The sequence below is a fragment of the Kribbella sp. NPDC048928 genome (assembly GCF_043197975.1).
Taxonomy (GTDB): Bacteria; Actinomycetota; Actinomycetes; order Propionibacteriales; family Kribbellaceae; genus Kribbella.
The window spans coordinates 303,537-320,107 of record NZ_JBICUC010000005.1 but is presented as its reverse complement, the minus strand read 5'-3'; the positions used below and the strand labels follow the sequence as shown (position 1 = coordinate 320,107).

12 protein-coding genes are annotated in these 16,571 nt (G+C 69.4%); 8 read left to right on the top strand and 4 right to left on the bottom strand.

The window, feature by feature from the left end; genetic code table 11:
* Positions 1 to 21 precede the first annotated feature (21 nt).
* The 3 genes from pepN to ACGFI6_RS23555 all read left to right on the top strand — a co-directional run bounded on the left by pepN (position 22) and on the right by ACGFI6_RS23555 (position 4,944).
* A complete protein-coding gene (gene pepN, locus ACGFI6_RS23565) occupies positions 22 to 2,487 on the top strand; it encodes an aminopeptidase N (RefSeq protein ID WP_393121899.1) in 2,466 nt (821 codons plus the stop codon).
* Positions 2,488 to 2,674: 187 nt separating this feature from the next.
* A complete protein-coding gene (gene sepH, locus ACGFI6_RS23560; RefSeq protein WP_393121898.1) occupies positions 2,675 to 4,162 on the top strand; it encodes a septation protein SepH in 1,488 nt (495 codons plus the stop codon).
* A gap of 374 nt (positions 4,163 to 4,536) precedes the next feature.
* A complete protein-coding gene (locus ACGFI6_RS23555; protein WP_393121897.1) occupies positions 4,537 to 4,944 on the top strand; it encodes a hypothetical protein in 408 nt (135 codons plus the stop codon).
* Between the two features lie 492 nt (positions 4,945 to 5,436).
* Here ACGFI6_RS23555 and ACGFI6_RS23550 read toward each other — a convergent pair whose 3' ends face one another.
* Positions 5,437 to 5,856 (bottom strand): winged helix-turn-helix transcriptional regulator, encoded by a 420-nt coding sequence (locus ACGFI6_RS23550; protein ID WP_393121896.1) that lies wholly within the window; start codon positions 5,854 to 5,856, stop codon positions 5,437 to 5,439.
* Between the two features lie 56 nt (positions 5,857 to 5,912).
* On the opposite strand from ACGFI6_RS23550, the gene ACGFI6_RS23545 reads away from it, so the two are divergent.
* Positions 5,913 to 6,710: an NAD(P)H-binding protein gene (locus tag ACGFI6_RS23545; RefSeq protein ID WP_393121894.1), complete on the top strand. Its 798-nt coding sequence runs from the start codon at positions 5,913 to 5,915 to the stop codon at positions 6,708 to 6,710.
* A 12-nt stretch (positions 6,711 to 6,722) separates the two neighbouring features.
* On the opposite strand, the gene ACGFI6_RS23540 is transcribed toward ACGFI6_RS23545, so the two are convergent.
* Together ACGFI6_RS23540 and ACGFI6_RS23535 are read right to left on the bottom strand one after the other, a co-directional pair.
* The gene (locus ACGFI6_RS23540; protein ID WP_393121892.1) at positions 6,723 to 7,001 is read right to left on the bottom strand and encodes a hypothetical protein; all 279 of its coding nucleotides are present in this window, start codon (positions 6,999 to 7,001) and stop codon (positions 6,723 to 6,725) included.
* Between the two features lie 166 nt (positions 7,002 to 7,167).
* Positions 7,168 to 8,319: a hypothetical protein gene (locus tag ACGFI6_RS23535; protein ID WP_393121890.1), complete on the bottom strand. Its 1,152-nt coding sequence runs from the start codon at positions 8,317 to 8,319 to the stop codon at positions 7,168 to 7,170.
* Positions 8,320 to 8,444: 125 nt separating this feature from the next.
* Here ACGFI6_RS23535 and ACGFI6_RS23530 point away from each other — a divergent pair, with 125 nt between their 5' ends.
* Complete coding sequence (locus tag ACGFI6_RS23530; RefSeq protein ID WP_393121888.1) at positions 8,445 to 9,554, top strand: tyrosine-type recombinase/integrase; 1,110 nt, start codon at positions 8,445 to 8,447, stop codon at positions 9,552 to 9,554.
* Here ACGFI6_RS23530 and ACGFI6_RS23525 read toward each other — a convergent pair.
* Positions 9,541 to 10,092, bottom strand: a complete 552-nt coding sequence (locus tag ACGFI6_RS23525) for a TetR/AcrR family transcriptional regulator (RefSeq protein WP_393121886.1) — start codon at positions 10,090 to 10,092, stop codon at positions 9,541 to 9,543. The genes ACGFI6_RS23530 and ACGFI6_RS23525 overlap by 14 nt on opposite strands.
* 90 nt (positions 10,093 to 10,182) lie before the next feature.
* Between ACGFI6_RS23525 and ACGFI6_RS23520 the strand changes: the two genes are divergently transcribed.
* From ACGFI6_RS23520 to ACGFI6_RS23510, 3 genes are all read left to right on the top strand, one after another.
* Entirely contained in the window at positions 10,183 to 11,547 is a 1,365-nt protein-coding gene (locus tag ACGFI6_RS23520; protein WP_393121885.1) for an MDR family MFS transporter, read from the top strand.
* Between the two features lie 75 nt (positions 11,548 to 11,622).
* Positions 11,623 to 15,447, top strand: coding sequence for a glycosyl hydrolase family 28-related protein (locus ACGFI6_RS23515; RefSeq protein ID WP_393121883.1), 3,825 nt, complete (start codon positions 11,623 to 11,625; stop codon positions 15,445 to 15,447).
* A gap of 7 nt (positions 15,448 to 15,454) precedes the next feature.
* Positions 15,455 to 16,543, top strand: coding sequence for a Gfo/Idh/MocA family protein (locus tag ACGFI6_RS23510; protein ID WP_393121882.1), 1,089 nt, complete (start codon positions 15,455 to 15,457; stop codon positions 16,541 to 16,543).
* Positions 16,544 to 16,571: the final 28 nt, after the last annotated feature.

The window sequence follows — 16,571 nt, the reverse complement described above, 5'->3', positions numbered from 1 at the left end:
TCTCGGCATACAGTGGCCCTCATGCCGAGTCTCACCGTCGACGGCGCCCGCACTCGGGCCGCCGCGCTTTCCGTCCAGTCGTACGACGTCGATCTCGACCTCACCCAAGGCGAGCGGACGTTCGGGTCCACCACCACGATCAGGTTCACCGCCTCGGAGCCGTCGAGTTGGGTGGACGTCAAACCCGACGCACTGATCTCGGTCACCCTCAACGGTGCGGCCGTCGACGTCGCCGGTCTCAACGACGGCCGGCTCGAGCTCACCGGGCTGCAGGACGACAACGAACTGGCGGTCGTCGCCACCATGGCCTACTCCCACGACGGTGAGGGCCTGCACCGCGCGGTCGACGCCGCCGACGGCCTCGCCTACACGTACGCGATGTCGTTCCTGGACGCCGGCCCGCGGATCTTCGCCTGCTTCGACCAGCCCGACCTGAAGGCGCCGTACCGGTTCAAGGTGACCGCGCCGCAGGACTGGCTGGTGCTCGGCAACGGCGCCTCGACGCAGGTCTCCCCCGGCCGCTGGGAGCTGGCCGAGACCAAGCCGCTCTCGACGTACTTCGTGACCGTCGTCGCCGGCCCGTACCACCAGCTCACCGACTCCCACGACGGGATCAACCTGAGCGTCGTCTCCCGGCAGTCGCTGAAGGACGCGCTCGACCGCGAGGCCGCGGACATCTTCGAGGTGACCAAGCAGTCCTTCGACGAGTACCACCGGATGTTCGGCTACCGGTACCCGTTCGGCGAGTACCACCAGGCGTTCGTCCCGGAGTTCAACGCCGGCGCGATGGAGAACCCGGGCTGCGTGACGTTCCGCGACTCGATGGTGTTCCGCTCCGCGGTGACCGACGGCGAGCGCAGCCAGCGGGCCCGGACCATCGTGCACGAGATGGCGCACCAGTGGTTCGGCGACACCGTGACGATGAAGTGGTGGAACGATCTGTGGCTGAACGAGTCGTTCGCCGAGTACATGGCGCACCGGGTCTCGACCGCCGCCACCCGGTACACCGACAACTGGATCGACTTCGCCTACATCCGCAAGTGGTGGGGCCTGCAGGCCGACCAGCGGTCGTCGACGCACCCGGTCGCGGCCGACGCGGTCAAGGACGCGGCGTCCTCGCTCGACGACTTCGACGGCATCTCGTACGCGAAGGGCGCCGCTGTCCTCAAGCAGCTCGCGGCGTACCTCGGTGACGACGTGTTCCTGGCCGGCGTCAACGCGCACATCGCGGCGCACGAGTTCGGCAACGCGACGTTCGCGGACCTGCTCGGCAAGTGGACCGAGGCCGGCGCAAGCGGGCTCGACGACTGGGCTCAGGCGTGGCTGCGGACACCGGGCGTCGACACGCTGACCGTCGTTCGTACCGCCGACGGGATCAAGCTGCACCGCAAAGCGCCTGCGGCGTACCCGGCGTCCCGGCCGCACAAGCTCATCGTCGCCGGGTACACCGCCGACGGCACCCGGACGACCGTCGACGTACTGGTCGACGCCGACGAGGTGGACGTCGACCTCGACCCGTCCGTGGCCGTCGTGATCCCGGATGCCGGCGACGACAGCTGGGCAAAGATCCGGCTCGACGCCGACAGCCTCGCCAACCTCGCGGCCCTGCTGCCGAAGATCGATGACGGAGTCACGCGCGCCGTCGTACTGAACAGCGTCCGGGACTCGGTCGCGGACGCCGAGCTGGACCCGAAGGCCGGGTTCGACGTGGTGCTCGGGATGCTGCCGACCGAGACCAGCGACATCGCGGTCGGGGCCTTGCTGGGCTGGTCGCTCACTCGCCTGCTCGGGATCTACCTTCCGTACGAGCCGTACCGCGGGCAGCTGGCCGACGTACTGCGGGATCGTCTCGAGACGGTCGAGGCCGGGACCAGTGTGCAGCTGTCGCTGGCCCGCGGGTTCGCGACGCTCAGCGACGACGTCGAGCGGCTGAAGGGCTGGCTTGCGGGTGACTCTGCCAACTCCGTACCGAACGGCGTCGTCATGGACGCCGACCTGCGCTGGCTGGTGACGCTGCGGCTCGCGCGGCTCGGAGCGATCGGCGAGACCGACATCGACGCAGAGCTCCAGCGCGACTCCTCCTCCGAGGGCGTGGTGCACGCGACCCGTTGCCGGGCCGCGCTGCCGACGCCCGAGGCGAAGGAGCGTGCGTGGGCGCAGATCACCACGGACGCCGACCTCGCCAACTACGAGCTGTACGCCGCGTGCGAAGGGTTCTGGCACCCGACGCAGTCCGAGCTCACCGCGCCGTACGCCGACCGGTACTTCGCGGAGATCGCGGGCACCGAGAAGCTCCGCTCCGGGTGGGTCGTGGCGACCAGCGCGAAGCTCGCGTTCCCGCGCTACACGATCGACCAGCGCGTGGTCGACCGCGCCGCCGACCTGATCGCGGACGAGTCCGTGGCCGCCGGCATCCGGCGATCCGTCGGCGACGGCGTCGACGATCTGAAGCGGGCGCTCGCGGTGCGTTCGGCCTTCGGCGGCTGAGTTCTGGTTAGTAGTCACACCGTGTTGTGGCTACTGTGACTGGTGTGACCAGGAGGACCCTGGTGACCAGGCAAGATGTGTTTTCGTGACGTAACCTCCACAATGACCGGGCGGCACGGCGCGCCGGTCTTGGTCAGGCCCAGCGTCCGGGAGAGACTGTCTAGAACCGCACAGGAGAACAAGGTCAATGCGCGAGGCGAGGCTCGTCGGTCTGAGCCAGGACGGAACACAACTCGTCCTGGCGATGGCAGAGACGGGTGAGGAGTTCGCCGTTCCGGTCGACGACCGGTTGCGTGCGGCCCTCCGCGGCGACCGTGCCCGACTCGGCCAGCTGGAGATTCAAATGGAGAGCGCGCTGCGCCCACGAGACATCCAGGCTCGTATCCGCGCCGGCGAAAGTCCCGAGGCGGTCGCAGCCGTCGCCCAGATGCCGATGGAACGCGTGATGGCGTTCGCCGGCCCGGTCCTGGCCGAGCGGGACCACATCGCCAGCCTCGCGCAGCGCGCATCCGTCCGTCGTCGCGGTGGCGGCGACGCCCCGACCCGCAACCTCGGCGCCTGGGTGACCGACCGGCTCCGGCTGCGGCAGATCGACCCGGCATCGGCCGAGTGGGACGCATGGCGGCGCGAGGACGGCCGCTGGGCCGTCCGCGTGTCGTACTTCGTCGAGTCCGAGGACACCGACGACTCCGGCGAGGAGCAGAAGGAAGAGAAGATCGCCATGTTCGCCTACGACGCTCCGGGGCGGTACGCCGTCCCGGACGACGACGAGGCGCGCTGGCTGGTCGGCGAGCAGGCCCAGGTACTGCCGACACCGGTTCAGCCGCAGCCCGGCGAACGGCGACTGGCCGCGGTCGCGGACATCGACCCGATGCTCGCCCCGGACCACGGCGCCGACAGCTACGAAGCCGGCTTCGAGGACACCGTCTCCCTGCGCCGCCGAAACCACCCGGTTTCCCGCGACGAGCCGCAGGGCCACCAACGCGAAGTGGCCCGCGGCAACCGGGACCTCGACCGCGGGGCGCGCGACGCCGAGCCCCGCGCGTGGGATGCCGAGCGAGGACAGCGTGACCTGGAGCGCGGCGCGCGAGATGTGACGCGTGGTCAGCGTGGTCAGGAGCCGGGCACCCGAGACGCGGAGCGCGCGCAGCGGGACGGTGAGCACAGTGCGCGTGAGGTCGAGCGCGGGCAGCGGGACTTCGAGCGCGGTGCGCGTGACGGGGCTCGTGGGCCGCGGCGCGTGCACTCGGTGCCGAACCCGGACGAGGAGCCGACGCTGATCGACGTACCGGTCGACCAGCCGCCCGCCCCGCGCCCGTCGGTCCGCGCCGTCGAACGCCCGACCGACCCGCCCGCCTTCGCCTCCCCCGCGGACGCCCCCACCGAGCACGAGCCCACCCTTCAAGAGCAGGCACGTCAGGTTCGCCAGGAGTCTGCCCGGGAGGACCTGGATCGCCGCGACGACGCATCCGCGGCGACCGAGGTGACCGAGGCAACAGAGGCGACCAAGGCGGGCGAGCCTGCCGCGAACGCGCAGCCCGAGCTGTCCGACGATGCAGCAGCAGCTCAGGCAGGCGAGACCCCGGCCGAGCCGAAGAAGAAGCCGGCCCGCCGCGGCAAGCGCGCCAGCGTCCCGAGCTGGGACGAAATCATGTTCGGCAAAAAGGCCGACTGACCCAACCAACACCCTGCATCCAGTTCCTCGCACCGCATCGTCGCGCCGGACCTGCCTGCCAGAACTCGGGGCCTGGCCTACGGGCCGGGGGCCTTGAACAGGAAATAACAGGTGCTCGCGCACCACTTCCTGTCCACACCCCCGGTTGCCGTACTACGGACGGGTGACCCGCCGTACTGGTGGACAGCCGTGCTGGTGGACAGGCGTCCCAGATCGCGGACGGTGTTTGGTGGTGGACCGTGCGTGCTGTCATCATCGTGCACATGCAGATGCTGTGTTGTTGCTGTTGTCGCTGACGCGCGCCGAGTCCGGCGCACGAGGCCCTGACCCCTTCCGTGGCCCGCCCGCCGACACAGCACTCACAGGAACTTCGCATGAATCTCCCGGCTCTCGCCGACCTGCTCGCGTCCCGTGGTCTCCACCTCCTCCCCGGCTCCTACGCCGTACCGGTCGAGCTGCTCGTCCAGTTGCCTGACGCAACGATCGGACGGTTCACCGCCCGCGGTACGACGCTCCGCCTGCGCACCTACTCCGCAGACTCACTGACCATGATCACCATCCCCGCCGAGTGCGGCTGCGGCGACCACCACCCGCAGACCGGCCCGTCCCGCATGACGCTCAGCCGCTACGCCGTACCGCTGCAGGAACGCATCATCGACGGCGAACTCGAGTACGGCTGGCACCACCACGAAGCCGGCCACCTCCGCCTACCCGAAGCCACCGAACACTTCTTCACCCTCCTAACCCAACTCCCCACCCGAGAACTAGTCGGCGTGGCCTGACAAACCAGCGGATATCGGGCTCTCCTGTCCGATGTGTGGGTCCGGAGAGCTGGTTGTCCGGCTCTTCACGATTGGGGGTGTAGGTGGGTCTGAGGCCGGCGGGTGCCCGGCGTAGATTGCCTCACCGCTGACGGGTTATGTCACCACTGGCCTGTTGCTCGACGCCAGCGGTCAAACAACCCGCCAGCAGCAGCCTGGGCATCTCCGTTTGGGTGGTTCACCTCTCAGATTGCCCGTTTGCCTCCAGGATGCGAGCGGGGAAGGGGCAAGGGCGGGGGTTAACCACCCAAACGCAGCCCAGCGATGAGCGGCGGGATCTCGACAACCGGCCCCACCGCCATCCGCCACCTCCCCGAGCGACGACGGGCCGCCGGTCGCAGCACTGCGACCTACACCCTCGACCGCGAGGAGCCGGTTATCCACTCGTGGCGGGGGTTCTTCACCGGCATACCAATGGAGAACCCCGGCCACCGATGGATATCCGCTGGTTTGTCAGGGGCGGCGGTGGGCGGGTTCGTGGGTGTCGAAGTGGTGGCGGGCTGCTTCTACCTTGGTGAGGTTCGGGGACCAGTTGGCCAACGAGTGGAAGAGTGGGGCGAGGGTACGGCCCAGGGGGCTGATGTCGTACTCGACCCGGGGTGGGACCTCGGCGTAGTACGTCCGCGTGATCAGGCCGTCGCGTTCGAGTTGGCGCAGGCGCTGGGTGAGCACCTTCGGGGTGATGGCGCCGATCCGGCGCTGCAGTTCGAGGAAGCGCTGGCGGCCGTACTCGTTCAGCGTCCACAGGATCGGGGTCGTCCAGCGGCTGAACACGAGGTCGACGACCGGCGCGATCGGGCACGCCTGCACGGGATCAACGGCGGCGGCTGTGGCTGCCGTGGGGGCGGGGGCGGCGGCTGTGGGCTCGGTCACAAACCTAATACTATCCTCTAGGTACCTACTATCCCCCGGCTATTAGCGTCATCCCCATGATCGTGATCACCGGAGCAACCGGCAACGTAGGCCGCCCCCTCGTCGAGACCCTGACCGCCGCCGGCGAGGACGTCGTCGCTGTCTCGCGCAGCGGCGCCGGCCACCAGGCCGACCTCACCAAACCCGAAACCCTCATCCCCGTCCTCGACGGCGCTAAGGCCGTCTTCCTGCTCACCGCCCCCGACTTTCTTGCCCACGGCAACCTCAAGGACGTCGTCGACGTGATCCGTACGGCCGGGGTCCCGCGGGTCGTACTGCTGTCGTCGCAAGGCGTCAGCACCCAGCGCCATCCGTCCATCCACGAGGATGCGGTGACCGGGTCCGGCCTGGAGTGGACGATCCTTCGCCCCGGCAACTTCGCCACCAACGCGTACGCCTGGGCCGACTCCATCCGGACGCAGCGTGCGATGGCTGCCCCGTTCGCCGACGTGCCGCTGCCGGCCGTCGACCCGCAGGACATCGCCGAGGTCGCCGCGGCCGTCCTGCGCGAACCGGGTCACTCCGGCGCCGTCTACACCTTGACCGGCCCCGCCGCGATCTCGCCCCGCGGGCAGGCCGAGGTGATCCAGGCCGCCGTCGGTACGCCGATCACCGTCGTCGAACTCACCCGTGCCCAGGCCCGCGAAGGAATGCTCGGCTTCATGCCCGAACCCGTCGTCGACGCGACCCTCGACGTACTCGGCTCGCCGCTGCCGGCCGAGCAGGAGGTCAGCCCGGATGTCGAGAAGGTGCTCGGCCGGCCGCCGCACACCTTCGCGGACTGGGTCACCCGCAACCTCCACGCCTTCGGCTGAAGATCCGGTTGGTCAGTGCTGCAGGACCTTCCGCAGTTCGAAGGCTTCAACGACTTGCTCGGCTGCCTTCTCCGGTGTGAGGTCCGTGTTGTCCACCCGGAGGTGATCGTGCCGCTCGATCAGCTCCTCTGCCTTCGTTCGTGGACCGCCGGTGTTCAACGTATGGTCCGCATCAAGCGCGAGCAGGTTACGTCGAGAGCTCTCCAGGTCGCGCTTGCTAGCCTTCTGAGCCAGGCGGAACTCGGTGACGTTGCGGGCGAGCCGCTCGTCTTGAACCCGGTCAGCTCGCACAGCGCGTGCCCCACGGTCATTTTCCCGACCGCGGCCGGGCCGAAGACGATCACCAGTTCCATGCGCACATCGTGGCAGCCCATCGCCGTACGCACGAAGTGTTTACTCCGATACAACCTTTCGCCGTCCGGGGCGACGGATCTGCTGGGCCGGCGGATGGCTGGAGTCAGGCCTTCAGCTGTTGGCGGAGTGCGTCGGCGACCTGTTCGGCTGCGCGCTGTGCGGCGGTGACTGCGGCGAAGCGGTCCTCGGCGGCCTTCTTCACGTCGGCCAGTTGGGCCTGATGGTCGGCGCGTAGCTGCTCGCGGTCAGCGCGGTGGTCGCTGCGCAGCGCGTCGACCTCGGCGCGGTGCCGCTCGCGCTCGGTGGCCAACTCGGCGCCCAGTTCCGTACGCAGTTGTTCGGCCGCCTGCTGCGCCGCGAGCCGCTCGGCCTCCGCCGTAGCCTGGGCGGTCCGAGCGGCTTCGACCTCACCACGGGCCTGACGCAACTGCTCCGCGGCCTTGGCCTGGAGGTCACGAATCTCCTGCTCGGCCTCGGCACGCACCCGCTCAACCTCCGCCGCCGCAGCATCACGGGCAGCCGCGACCTCCTGCTGGGCCTGCTCCAACTCAACAGCCGCCGAGGCCCTGATGGCCGTGGTCTCTTGCCGGGCCTGCTCCAGCTCGCCAGCCGCACTCTCCCGAACGGCGGCCGCCTCCTGCCGAGCCTGCTCCGCCGCTTCCTCGGCCAGCCTCTTGGCGACGCGCACCTCCTCGAGCGCCTCGACGGCTTCGCGGGCGGCCTCGTCGGCCTCCTCCTGAGCGTCCTCGGCGTCGGCCGCCTGCTGCTCTGCTGTCCGACGGCGGTGCTCCTCCTGGCCGCGCTGCCGCTCGAGATCGGCCAGCTCTGCCCGCGATGCCGCGTGCAGCTGCTCCACCTCGGCGGCCACCGCCTCCGCGTCGCCGTACGTGCGAACCGCTTCGGCGATCTGCGCCAGGTATCCCTCCAGCTCCTGCATCAGGCGCGGCAGGTTGCCCTTCATCAACTGCTCGAGGGTCATCCGGGCGGCCGTCACCGGCCCCGGCTCCGAACCCTGGGCCGGTACGCCGACCCGACGAGCCGGCTGCCTGGCCAGGCGATTCTTCGCCGCCCAGGCATTCGCCTTGTTGTGTAGGACCGGCTTCCCGTCGACGCCGGCTCCTTCGCGGCCGCAGTACTTCGGCGGCCGGCCCGGCGTCCCGGGATCGACCTGCTTCGGATTCGCGCAGCTCACGCCCGGGAACTCGCACAACCCGTGCCGAGACGGCGCGATGGCCTCGGGCTCCGTCGTCGTCATGACACCACCCTACCGGATTAAGTCGATAAAGCTTGCTTTGAGTTTGGTTTCAGTCCACTACTTTGTACCTATCTAAACTGAACTGAAGTAGCACATAATCCCCGTTATGCGCTAACCTCTCTCCTGTGGACGATCAGCCGGGACCGCTCGTATTTCGCCCAACAGACAACGTGGTCGAGCTGCCGAGACCCGATGCGAGCACCGAAGCCGCCGTGCGCCGCTCCCTCGGACGCCGACGACCACTCTGGGATCCGGGCGCTCCCCCGGTCGACCGGCTCGACCTCCTCACCGAGGCCCTCACCCCTGAGTTGACCGCTCTGGCCGTGCTGTGGCTGGGCGGCACGAGGCGGGCAAGCCGCGACACCCGGATCGGGTACGCCGACGACCTGCTGCTCTGGGCCGACTGGGCACGCCGCGAGCTCGGCCGGGAGCGGTTCGGTCTCGACCTGCATCGCGGCGAGGTGACGATGTGGCTGACCGGTCAGCAGGACGCGGGCGCGGCGGCGTCCTCCATCTCACGCCGGCTCTCGACGCTGTCCAGCCTGTATCGGTACGCCGCCGGCTGGGGCCTGCCCGCGGTGTCCCCGATCTCCGACGACGACCACCGGCCGAAGTTCCACCGCGGCCGGCGCGCCACCTCTGCGCGGGTCCTGGATGCGGAACAGATCGCGGCCCTGCTCGCGGCAGCCGGTGACGTCCGCGACGCCCTGATCGTCGGCCTGCTCTACACCGGGGCCTTGCGCGTCTCCGAGCTGTGCGGGGCCGACGACGCCGACCGCCACGACGAGGGCCGCCGAACGTGGCTCGTCGTCACCCGCAAGGGCGGCAAGGCGGTCCGCGTACCGCTCGAGACCACGGTCGCAGAGCTCCTCGACCTGTACCGGGCGATCCGGCCGGCCTGGACCGGAGCAGGACCAGCCCCGCTCATCGCCGACGCCACCGGCGCTCGCCTCGACCGGCACGACGTCACCCGGCTACTGCGCCGCCTCGCCCGAACAGCCGGGATACCCCGCCCCGAAACGGTCGGCCCGCACTCGCTGCGCGCGACCGCGATCACCGATCAGAAGCGTCGTGGCCACAGCGCCGAGGACCTCCAGGAGCTGTCCGGTCACGCGGACGTCCGCACGGTCATGATCTACATCGACGACGACGGCCGCGCCGAGCGGGTCGCCGCCCTCACCGACGACCTCGGTCGCGTCATGACCGCCGTACCGCGCCATCTCAAGTCCCCCTGACCAGCGGCAGGAACACGTCGTCGACCAGCGCCGTCATGGTCGACGACGGTACGGCCGAATGGCTGAAGAACATCTCGTGCCGCATCAGGTTCGTCGGCGCGGTGAGGACCGCGGCCGGAACGTCGGCGGTCGCGATCTCGCCGCGCTCCGCGGCCCGCTTCACGATCGTCGCCATCACGCCGGTCATCCGGCTGTACATCTCCGGCTCCAGGTCGGGCGCCTCGGCCATCAGCCCGTGGACCGTGTCCGGACCCATCCGGGTGACCCGGTCGGCCATCAGCTGCAGCACGCCCAGTACGTCGCCGCGTAACGAGCCGGTGTCCGGTACGTTCTCGACGATCGAGCCGGTGTGGTGCCGCATCGCCGCAATCACCAGCTCGGCCCGGTTCCGCCAGCGCCGGTACAGCACCTGCTTGCCGGTCTGGGCCCGCGCCGCGACCGCTTCCATCGTCAGCCGCGCGTAGCCGGACTCCATCAACTCGGCCCACGCGGCGTCCAGCAGGACGGCCTCCAGTTCGGCACCGCGCCGGCGTTCCATCGAACCTCCAGAGGAGACCTTGCGTCTCTTATCGCTCCGAGCCTACTCTAAGCTCCGTAAGAGACGCTACGTCTCTAAGGAGCTTCCCGAATGACTACCCAGACAGACCGTCTCGACCGGTCGGTTATGACCCTTGCCGGCGTCCTGATTCTCGGCGCGATGGCCCCACTGCTCGACAGCACGATCGTCACGATCGCGATCCACACCCTCGGCGTCGAGCTGCACACCTCGGTCGCCACGGTCCAATGGGTCAGTACGGCGTACCTGCTGGCGCTCGCGATGGCCGTGCCGATCACCGGCTGGTCCGCGAACCGGTTCGGCGCCAAGCGGATGTGGATCATCGCGCTCGGCCTGTTCCTGGCCGGGTCGATGCTGTGCGGCGTCGCCTGGAACATCGGCTCATTGATCGCGTTCCGGGTGATCCAGGGCGCCGGCGGCGGGCTGATGCTGCCGATCCTGCCGACGATCCTGCTGCGTGCCGTCGGCCGCGACCGGATCGGCCGGCTGATGGGGGTCGTCACGCTGCCGGTGGTGATCGGTCCGATCCTCGGCCCGGTGCTCGGCGGTCTTCTCGTCGGTCACCTCGACTGGCGCTGGATCTTCTACGTCAACGTCCCGATCTGCCTGGCCGCGATCATTCTTGCCATACGTACGCTCCAGCCCGACCCCGCACCGACCGCAGCCGCGCTCGACGTCACCGGCCTGCTGCTCGTCTCCCCTGCGATCGCGGCGATCGTCTACGGCCTCAGTCAGGTCGGCGATCACGGCTTCGGGCACGCTGCCGTCCTGATCCCGATCGTGCTCGGCGTGATCCTGCTGGCGGCCTTCGTCCTGCGCCGGGCCGCCGAGCCGCTGATCGACCTTGCACTGTTCCGGACCAGGTCGTTCGCCGCGTCGACGGCGTTGATGTTCCTGACCGGCTTCGGTCTGTACGGCGCGATGCTGCTCCTGCCGCTGTTCTACCAACAGGCGCGTGGCGAGACGGTCACCGCGGCCGGCCTGCTGCTCGTACCGCAGGGCATCGGCAGCCTGATCGCCCGAACGGCCGGCGGCCTCACCGATCGGTACGGTCCGCGTCCGGTGGTCCTGATCGGCATCGTGCTCACCACGATCGGCACGATCCCGTTCGCGATCAGCAACCTGTCGTACTGGCTGCTCGCGATCGCACTCGTGATCCGTGGCGCCGGTCTGAGCGCGGTCAACCTGGCCGTCATGGTCGGCGCGTTCCGCGACCTCGAGCCGGTCCAGCTGCCGCACGCGAGCAGCACCACCCGCATCATGCAGCAGCTCGGCGGTGCGTTCGGCGCGGCGACGTTGGCTGTCGTCCTCCAGAACCAGCTGCACCAGCACAGCGCAGCCGCGGCCTACGCCCACAGCTTCGGCTGGGCCGTCGCCTTCACCGTGATCGCCGCCGCGCCTGCCTTGTTCCTCCCTGGGCGCAGAGTCTTGAATTAGTAACACGCTTGGTTTAACTTATCCGCGCAGCTGCTCTCGCCTGTCCTTCCGGTACTGCCACCTGGAGGTTCCAGCATGTCCAGACGCCTGCTCGCGCGCGTCCTGTCCACCACCTTGTCCACGGTTCTTCTCGCCGGCCTGCTCGCCGTCCCGACGGCGCACGCCGCGACCATGTACCCCAGCGGGGTCGGCGCCGATCTCGGCCCGGCCCCGACCACCCTCGGGATCCAGCCCGCCGCCGGCGACGACCCGGCCGGTCTCCGCACCGGCACCGAACAGGGCCGGACGTACTGGCAGACCAATCAGGCGGCCGGCACCGGCTACCTCGAGTTCGATGTCGACAGTGACTACAGGGACTACGTCGACGAGATCGGCACCGACGACGTCCTGGTGACGGTGACCTACCTCGACAGCGGGTCGGGCACCCTGAACCTCCAGTACGACGCCCAAGCCGACCCGCAGCAGGACGCGACCGGCATCCAGCTCACGAACACCGGCCAATGGAAGACCGGCGTGTACGCGCTGACCGGCATCGCGTTCACGAATCGCCTTGGCGACGCCGACGTCCGCGTCTTCGGCAGCTCCGACATCACGCTCGCCGCGCTCCGGATCAGCACGGCAGGCGCCGCCGTACAGCTCGGTGCCGCGCCGGTTCAGAACGGGATCAGCCCGCGCGCCGGGGACGACGCCTCGCACCTGATCACCGGCGTCCAGGACGGCCGTCCGTACTGGCAGACCGACCGCACCGCGCCCGCGCCGGGCACCAGCTTCTTCTACATGAACGTCGCCGACACCTACCTGTACGACAACCACAGCCTGGTGCTCGTCAGCATCGACTACTTCGACGAGGGCAACGGGCAGTTCGGGCTGCACTACGACTCCCCCGGCGACACGATCCCGGACAAGTTCAAGAACTCCGAGGTCGTCACGTACGGCGACACGAAGACCTGGAAGACCTACACCTTCGCGCTGCCGGACGCGGTGCTGACCAACCGCTCCAACGGCGGCGACTTCCGGATCCACAACGGCGACGGCTCCGCCGACCTCAAGGTCGCCGCGGTCCGGGTCGCCAAGGTCGCGACCACGCTCGACGTCACCGAAGGTCTCGTCGACCTGATCGGGGAGGCCGCTCGCGCCGAGAAGGCGGCCCGCGAGGGGACCCGCGACGGCCAGTACCCGACCGGCAGCCGGGCCAGCTTGCAGGAGGCGATCGACAACGCTCAGGCGGTCGCGTCCACTCCAGGCGTCACCGACGTACAGGTCAAGGAGGCCCTGACCGCACTGCAGGCCAAGCTGGACGCGTTCAACGCTTCGGTCGTCGACACGAACTTCGCCGACGAGGGTACGGCGTCGGCGAGCGGCGGGACCGGTGCCGCGAACGTCAACGACAACAACCACCAGACCTCCTGGACCGGCGGCGCGTCGTCGTGGCTGCAGCTCGATCTCGGCAGGCCGCGGCCGGTGAACGACGTGCGCGTGGAATGGGCCGAGGCCTACTCCCCTGACTACACCGTGCAGGTGTCGAACGACGGCAAGAAGTTCACGAACGTCGGCCGGACCGGGTCGCCAGGCGGCAACCAGCTCAGCCGGACCCGGTTCGCCACGACCAGCGCCCGGTACGTGCGTGTCGCGATGACCGGCGCCGACGCGTTCGTCGTGAAGGAGCTCCAGCTCCGCGAGTCGCCGGTCGTCGTACCGCGGCCGAAGCTCGTGCGGACCGCCAACCCGACCGAGGACGGCGTCGTCGCCGACTTCGACGCCACGCAGTACGGTGCGGACCGGACCGGCCGGCGTGATTCGACGAAGGCGATCCAGCAGGCGATCTACGCGTGCCAGGACGCCGGCGGCGGAACCGTCTGGCTCCCGGCCGGGAGCTACAAGGTCACCGGCACGATCGAGGTGCACGCGTTCTGCACCCTGCGCGGCGACCACGGCCCGAAGCTCGGCACCGGCACCGTCGTGATCGCGGACCTTGCGCCCGGCGACGACGGACCGAGCCTGTTCCGGATCGGCGGCAGCGCCGGCGTCCTCGGCGTCACCACGTACTACCCGAACCAGAACGCGGCCGACCCGGTGCCGTACAACTACACGTTCGAGATCCCGGGCGGCGCCTGGATCGGCAACGAGAACTACATGATGTCGACCGTCTCCGACGTCACCATGCTCAACTCGTACCGCGGGATCGGCGTCAGCACGATGCCCAACGACCACGGCAACGCGCCGAGCTCGGGTCAGGTGCACGAATCCACGACGATCCGTAACGTCACCGGTACGGCGCTGTTCGAGGGTGCTCGGGCCTACAACGGGGCCGACGTCGGCACCTGGGAGAACGTTGCCTTCAGCAACTCGTACTGGTCCTCGGCGCCGGCCGCGTTCCATCCGCCGGCGCGGGCCGCGCTGGACGCCTGGACGCGCGCGCACGGCACCGGCCTGGTGCTCGGAGACCTCGAGTGGGATCAGTTCTACCGGATCGCAGTCTCGGACTACGCCATAGGCATCCATGTGGTGAACGGCCAGCGCGCGCAGTTCACCGGCAGCTTCCTCGAGCCCGACGTACGCCGGACCGGGACGGGGCTGCTCGTCGAGGTCATGGACGACCGCTGGGGCATGACGCTCGCCGGCGGCCACGTCGAGGGCACCGACGCAGCAATCACCAACAACTCCAACGGGTACGTCAAGACCACCGGGACCGCGCTGACCGGCGCAGTCACCGGGACCGTCGACCAGATGTCCGGCACCGCGCCGACCTACACCCAGCGACCGCTCCCGAAACCGGTCCAGAAGCTGTACGTCGTGGATGCGCCGCACGGCGTCGGCTACCTCCCGTCCGCGGACGCAACTCGCGACGTCCAGCGGGTGCTCGACCAGGCGGGGCGTGCGGGTGGCGGGATCGTGTACCTGCCCGCCGGGTGGTATCGGATCAGCACGCACCTGAACGTCCCGGCGAAGGTCGAACTCCGCGGTGCGTCCGCCGTACCGAACCGGGACGAGGGTGGTCTCAGCGGTGGGACCGTCCTGCAGGCGTTCGAGCGTGACACCGACACCGCGCTGGTCACGCTGCAGAGTCGTGCGGGGGTCCGTGGGCTGCGCGTGTTCTACCCGGAGAACAATCCGGCGAACGGTGTGGTGCCCTATCCGTACGCGATCCGCGGGCACGCCGGCGGGAACTACGTGATCAACGCCGGCTTCCCGAACGCCTGGAACGGGATCGACCTCAGCGGCGACGACGTCGTCGTACGGAAGGTCGCCGGCGCGTTCTTCGAGCACGCGATCACGATCGGGGCCGGACGCAACGGCCGCGTTGAGGGCGTGCTGTCGAACGGGAACGCGGTCACCCGGGTCGGCTACTCAGAGCCGTACTGGATGAACGAGGGCGACATCTTCACCCTTGTCATCGACAAGTACATGCGGAAGACGGCGCAGATCGTCACCGTCGACGGCGCCCGCGGCCTGACGCTGCTGGACGTGTTCGCGTACGGCTTCCACAACGGCCTGGTGGTCAACTCCGGCCAGGTCGACGCGTTCAACCTGGGCACCGACAACCTCGGCACGGACGGCCACACCGTCCAGGTGCTGGACGGTGACGTCGAGGCGACCAACCTCGCCCGGTACAACGGTGCGACACTGAGCGGGCCGGCGACCTTGCACAACGTGATGGTGATCAACGTCGTGCAGCGCAGCGTCGCGGTGCAGGCGAACGGCAACGGCGCCGTGGCGATCGCCGGCAACGAGTCCGAGCCGGGAACGTACGAGGTCGGCGCGCAGGTCACAGTGACTGCGACGCCAGGATCGGATAGCGTTTTCCGTGACTGGACCGTGAACGGGACGGTGGTGTCGACGAAGGCGTCCTACACCTTCACTGTCGCCGCGGACCAGGTACTGACCGCGAACTTCCAGTAGGAGCGAGATGCCTGACACACAACAGCAGGTCGCGATCGTCGGGTGCGGCATCATCGGCCGCACCCACGCCAACACCATCGCGGAACGGCCGGACGCGATCGTCACCGCCCTCGTGGACGGCGACGCCGCGGCCGCGGAGGCACTGCAGGCGAAGCTGGTCGAGCTCGGGCAGCCGGAGCCGAAGGTGTACCCCGACCTGACCGCGGCGCTGAGTGGGTCGGACGTGTCGCTCGTCGCGATCTGCACCCCGAGCGGGACGCACGCGGCGCTGGCCGAGGAGGCGCTGAACGAGAAGAAGCACGTGGTGATCGAGAAGCCGCTCGACGTGGACCTGGTCCGGGCCCGCCGGCTCGGCGCCGCGGTCGACCGGGCCGGGCACTCCGGCGTGGTGTCGTCGGTGATCAGCCAGCACCGGTTCGACGCCGGCAGCGCGGCCATCAAGCAGGCGATCGACGCCGGGCGGTTCGGGAAGCTGACGTCGTCGGTCGCGTCGGTCGCCTGGTGGCGCAGCGACGAGTACTACGCCTCCGCCGGCTGGCGGGGCACCTGGGCGCAGGACGGCGGTGGCGCGCTGATGAACCAGGGCGTGCACACCGTCGACCTGATGCTGTGGTTCATGGGCCGCCCGGTCAGCATCCAGGCGCAGGCGCTGCGGGCCGCCCACCACGCGATCGAGGTCGAGGACACGGTCGTCGCGACGCTCACCTTCGAGAACGGCGCGGTCGGTACGCTGCACGCGACCACCGCGGCGTTCCCGGGTGGCCGCACGCGCGTCTCGGTCCACGGCACCGAGGGCGGCGCGGAGCTCGAGGACGACCGTCTCAGCCGGCTGAACGCCGACGGCGGCAAGGACGACCTGCCGCTCGACGGCGGCGAACCGGGCGGCCACAAGGCGCAGTACGACGACATCCTGAAGGCGATCGCCGACGGCGGGCGACCGGCCATCACGGTGCAGGACGCCATCGACGCGCTGGCCACGGTACGGGCTGTCTACATCGCCTCGACGCTGCAGCGTCCGGTGAAGTTCATCGACGTACTGGAAGGCAAGTACGACGACGTGGACGTCTCCCGCGGCGTCGGCCTCCCACCCAACTGAGTACAACGTCCGAAGACGTGTGGGCTGT

Coding starts and splice junctions, on each gene's coding strand:
- pepN (WP_393121899.1), top strand. CDS start 22: ATGCCGAGTCTCACCGTCGACGGCGCCCGCACTCGGGCCGCCGCGCTT.
- ACGFI6_RS23535 (WP_393121890.1), bottom strand. CDS start 8,319: ATGACGACGACGGAGCCCGAGGCCATCGCGCCGTCTCGGCACGGGTTG.
- ACGFI6_RS23510 (WP_393121882.1), top strand. CDS start 15,455: ATGCCTGACACACAACAGCAGGTCGCGATCGTCGGGTGCGGCATCATC.
- ACGFI6_RS23545 (WP_393121894.1), top strand. CDS start 5,913: ATGATCGTGATCACCGGAGCAACCGGCAACGTAGGCCGCCCCCTCGTC.
- ACGFI6_RS23555 (WP_393121897.1), top strand. CDS start 4,537: ATGAATCTCCCGGCTCTCGCCGACCTGCTCGCGTCCCGTGGTCTCCAC.
- sepH (WP_393121898.1), top strand. CDS start 2,675: ATGCGCGAGGCGAGGCTCGTCGGTCTGAGCCAGGACGGAACACAACTC.
- ACGFI6_RS23525 (WP_393121886.1), bottom strand. CDS start 10,092: ATGGAACGCCGGCGCGGTGCCGAACTGGAGGCCGTCCTGCTGGACGCC.
- ACGFI6_RS23520 (WP_393121885.1), top strand. CDS start 10,183: ATGACTACCCAGACAGACCGTCTCGACCGGTCGGTTATGACCCTTGCC.
- ACGFI6_RS23515 (WP_393121883.1), top strand. CDS start 11,623: ATGTCCAGACGCCTGCTCGCGCGCGTCCTGTCCACCACCTTGTCCACG.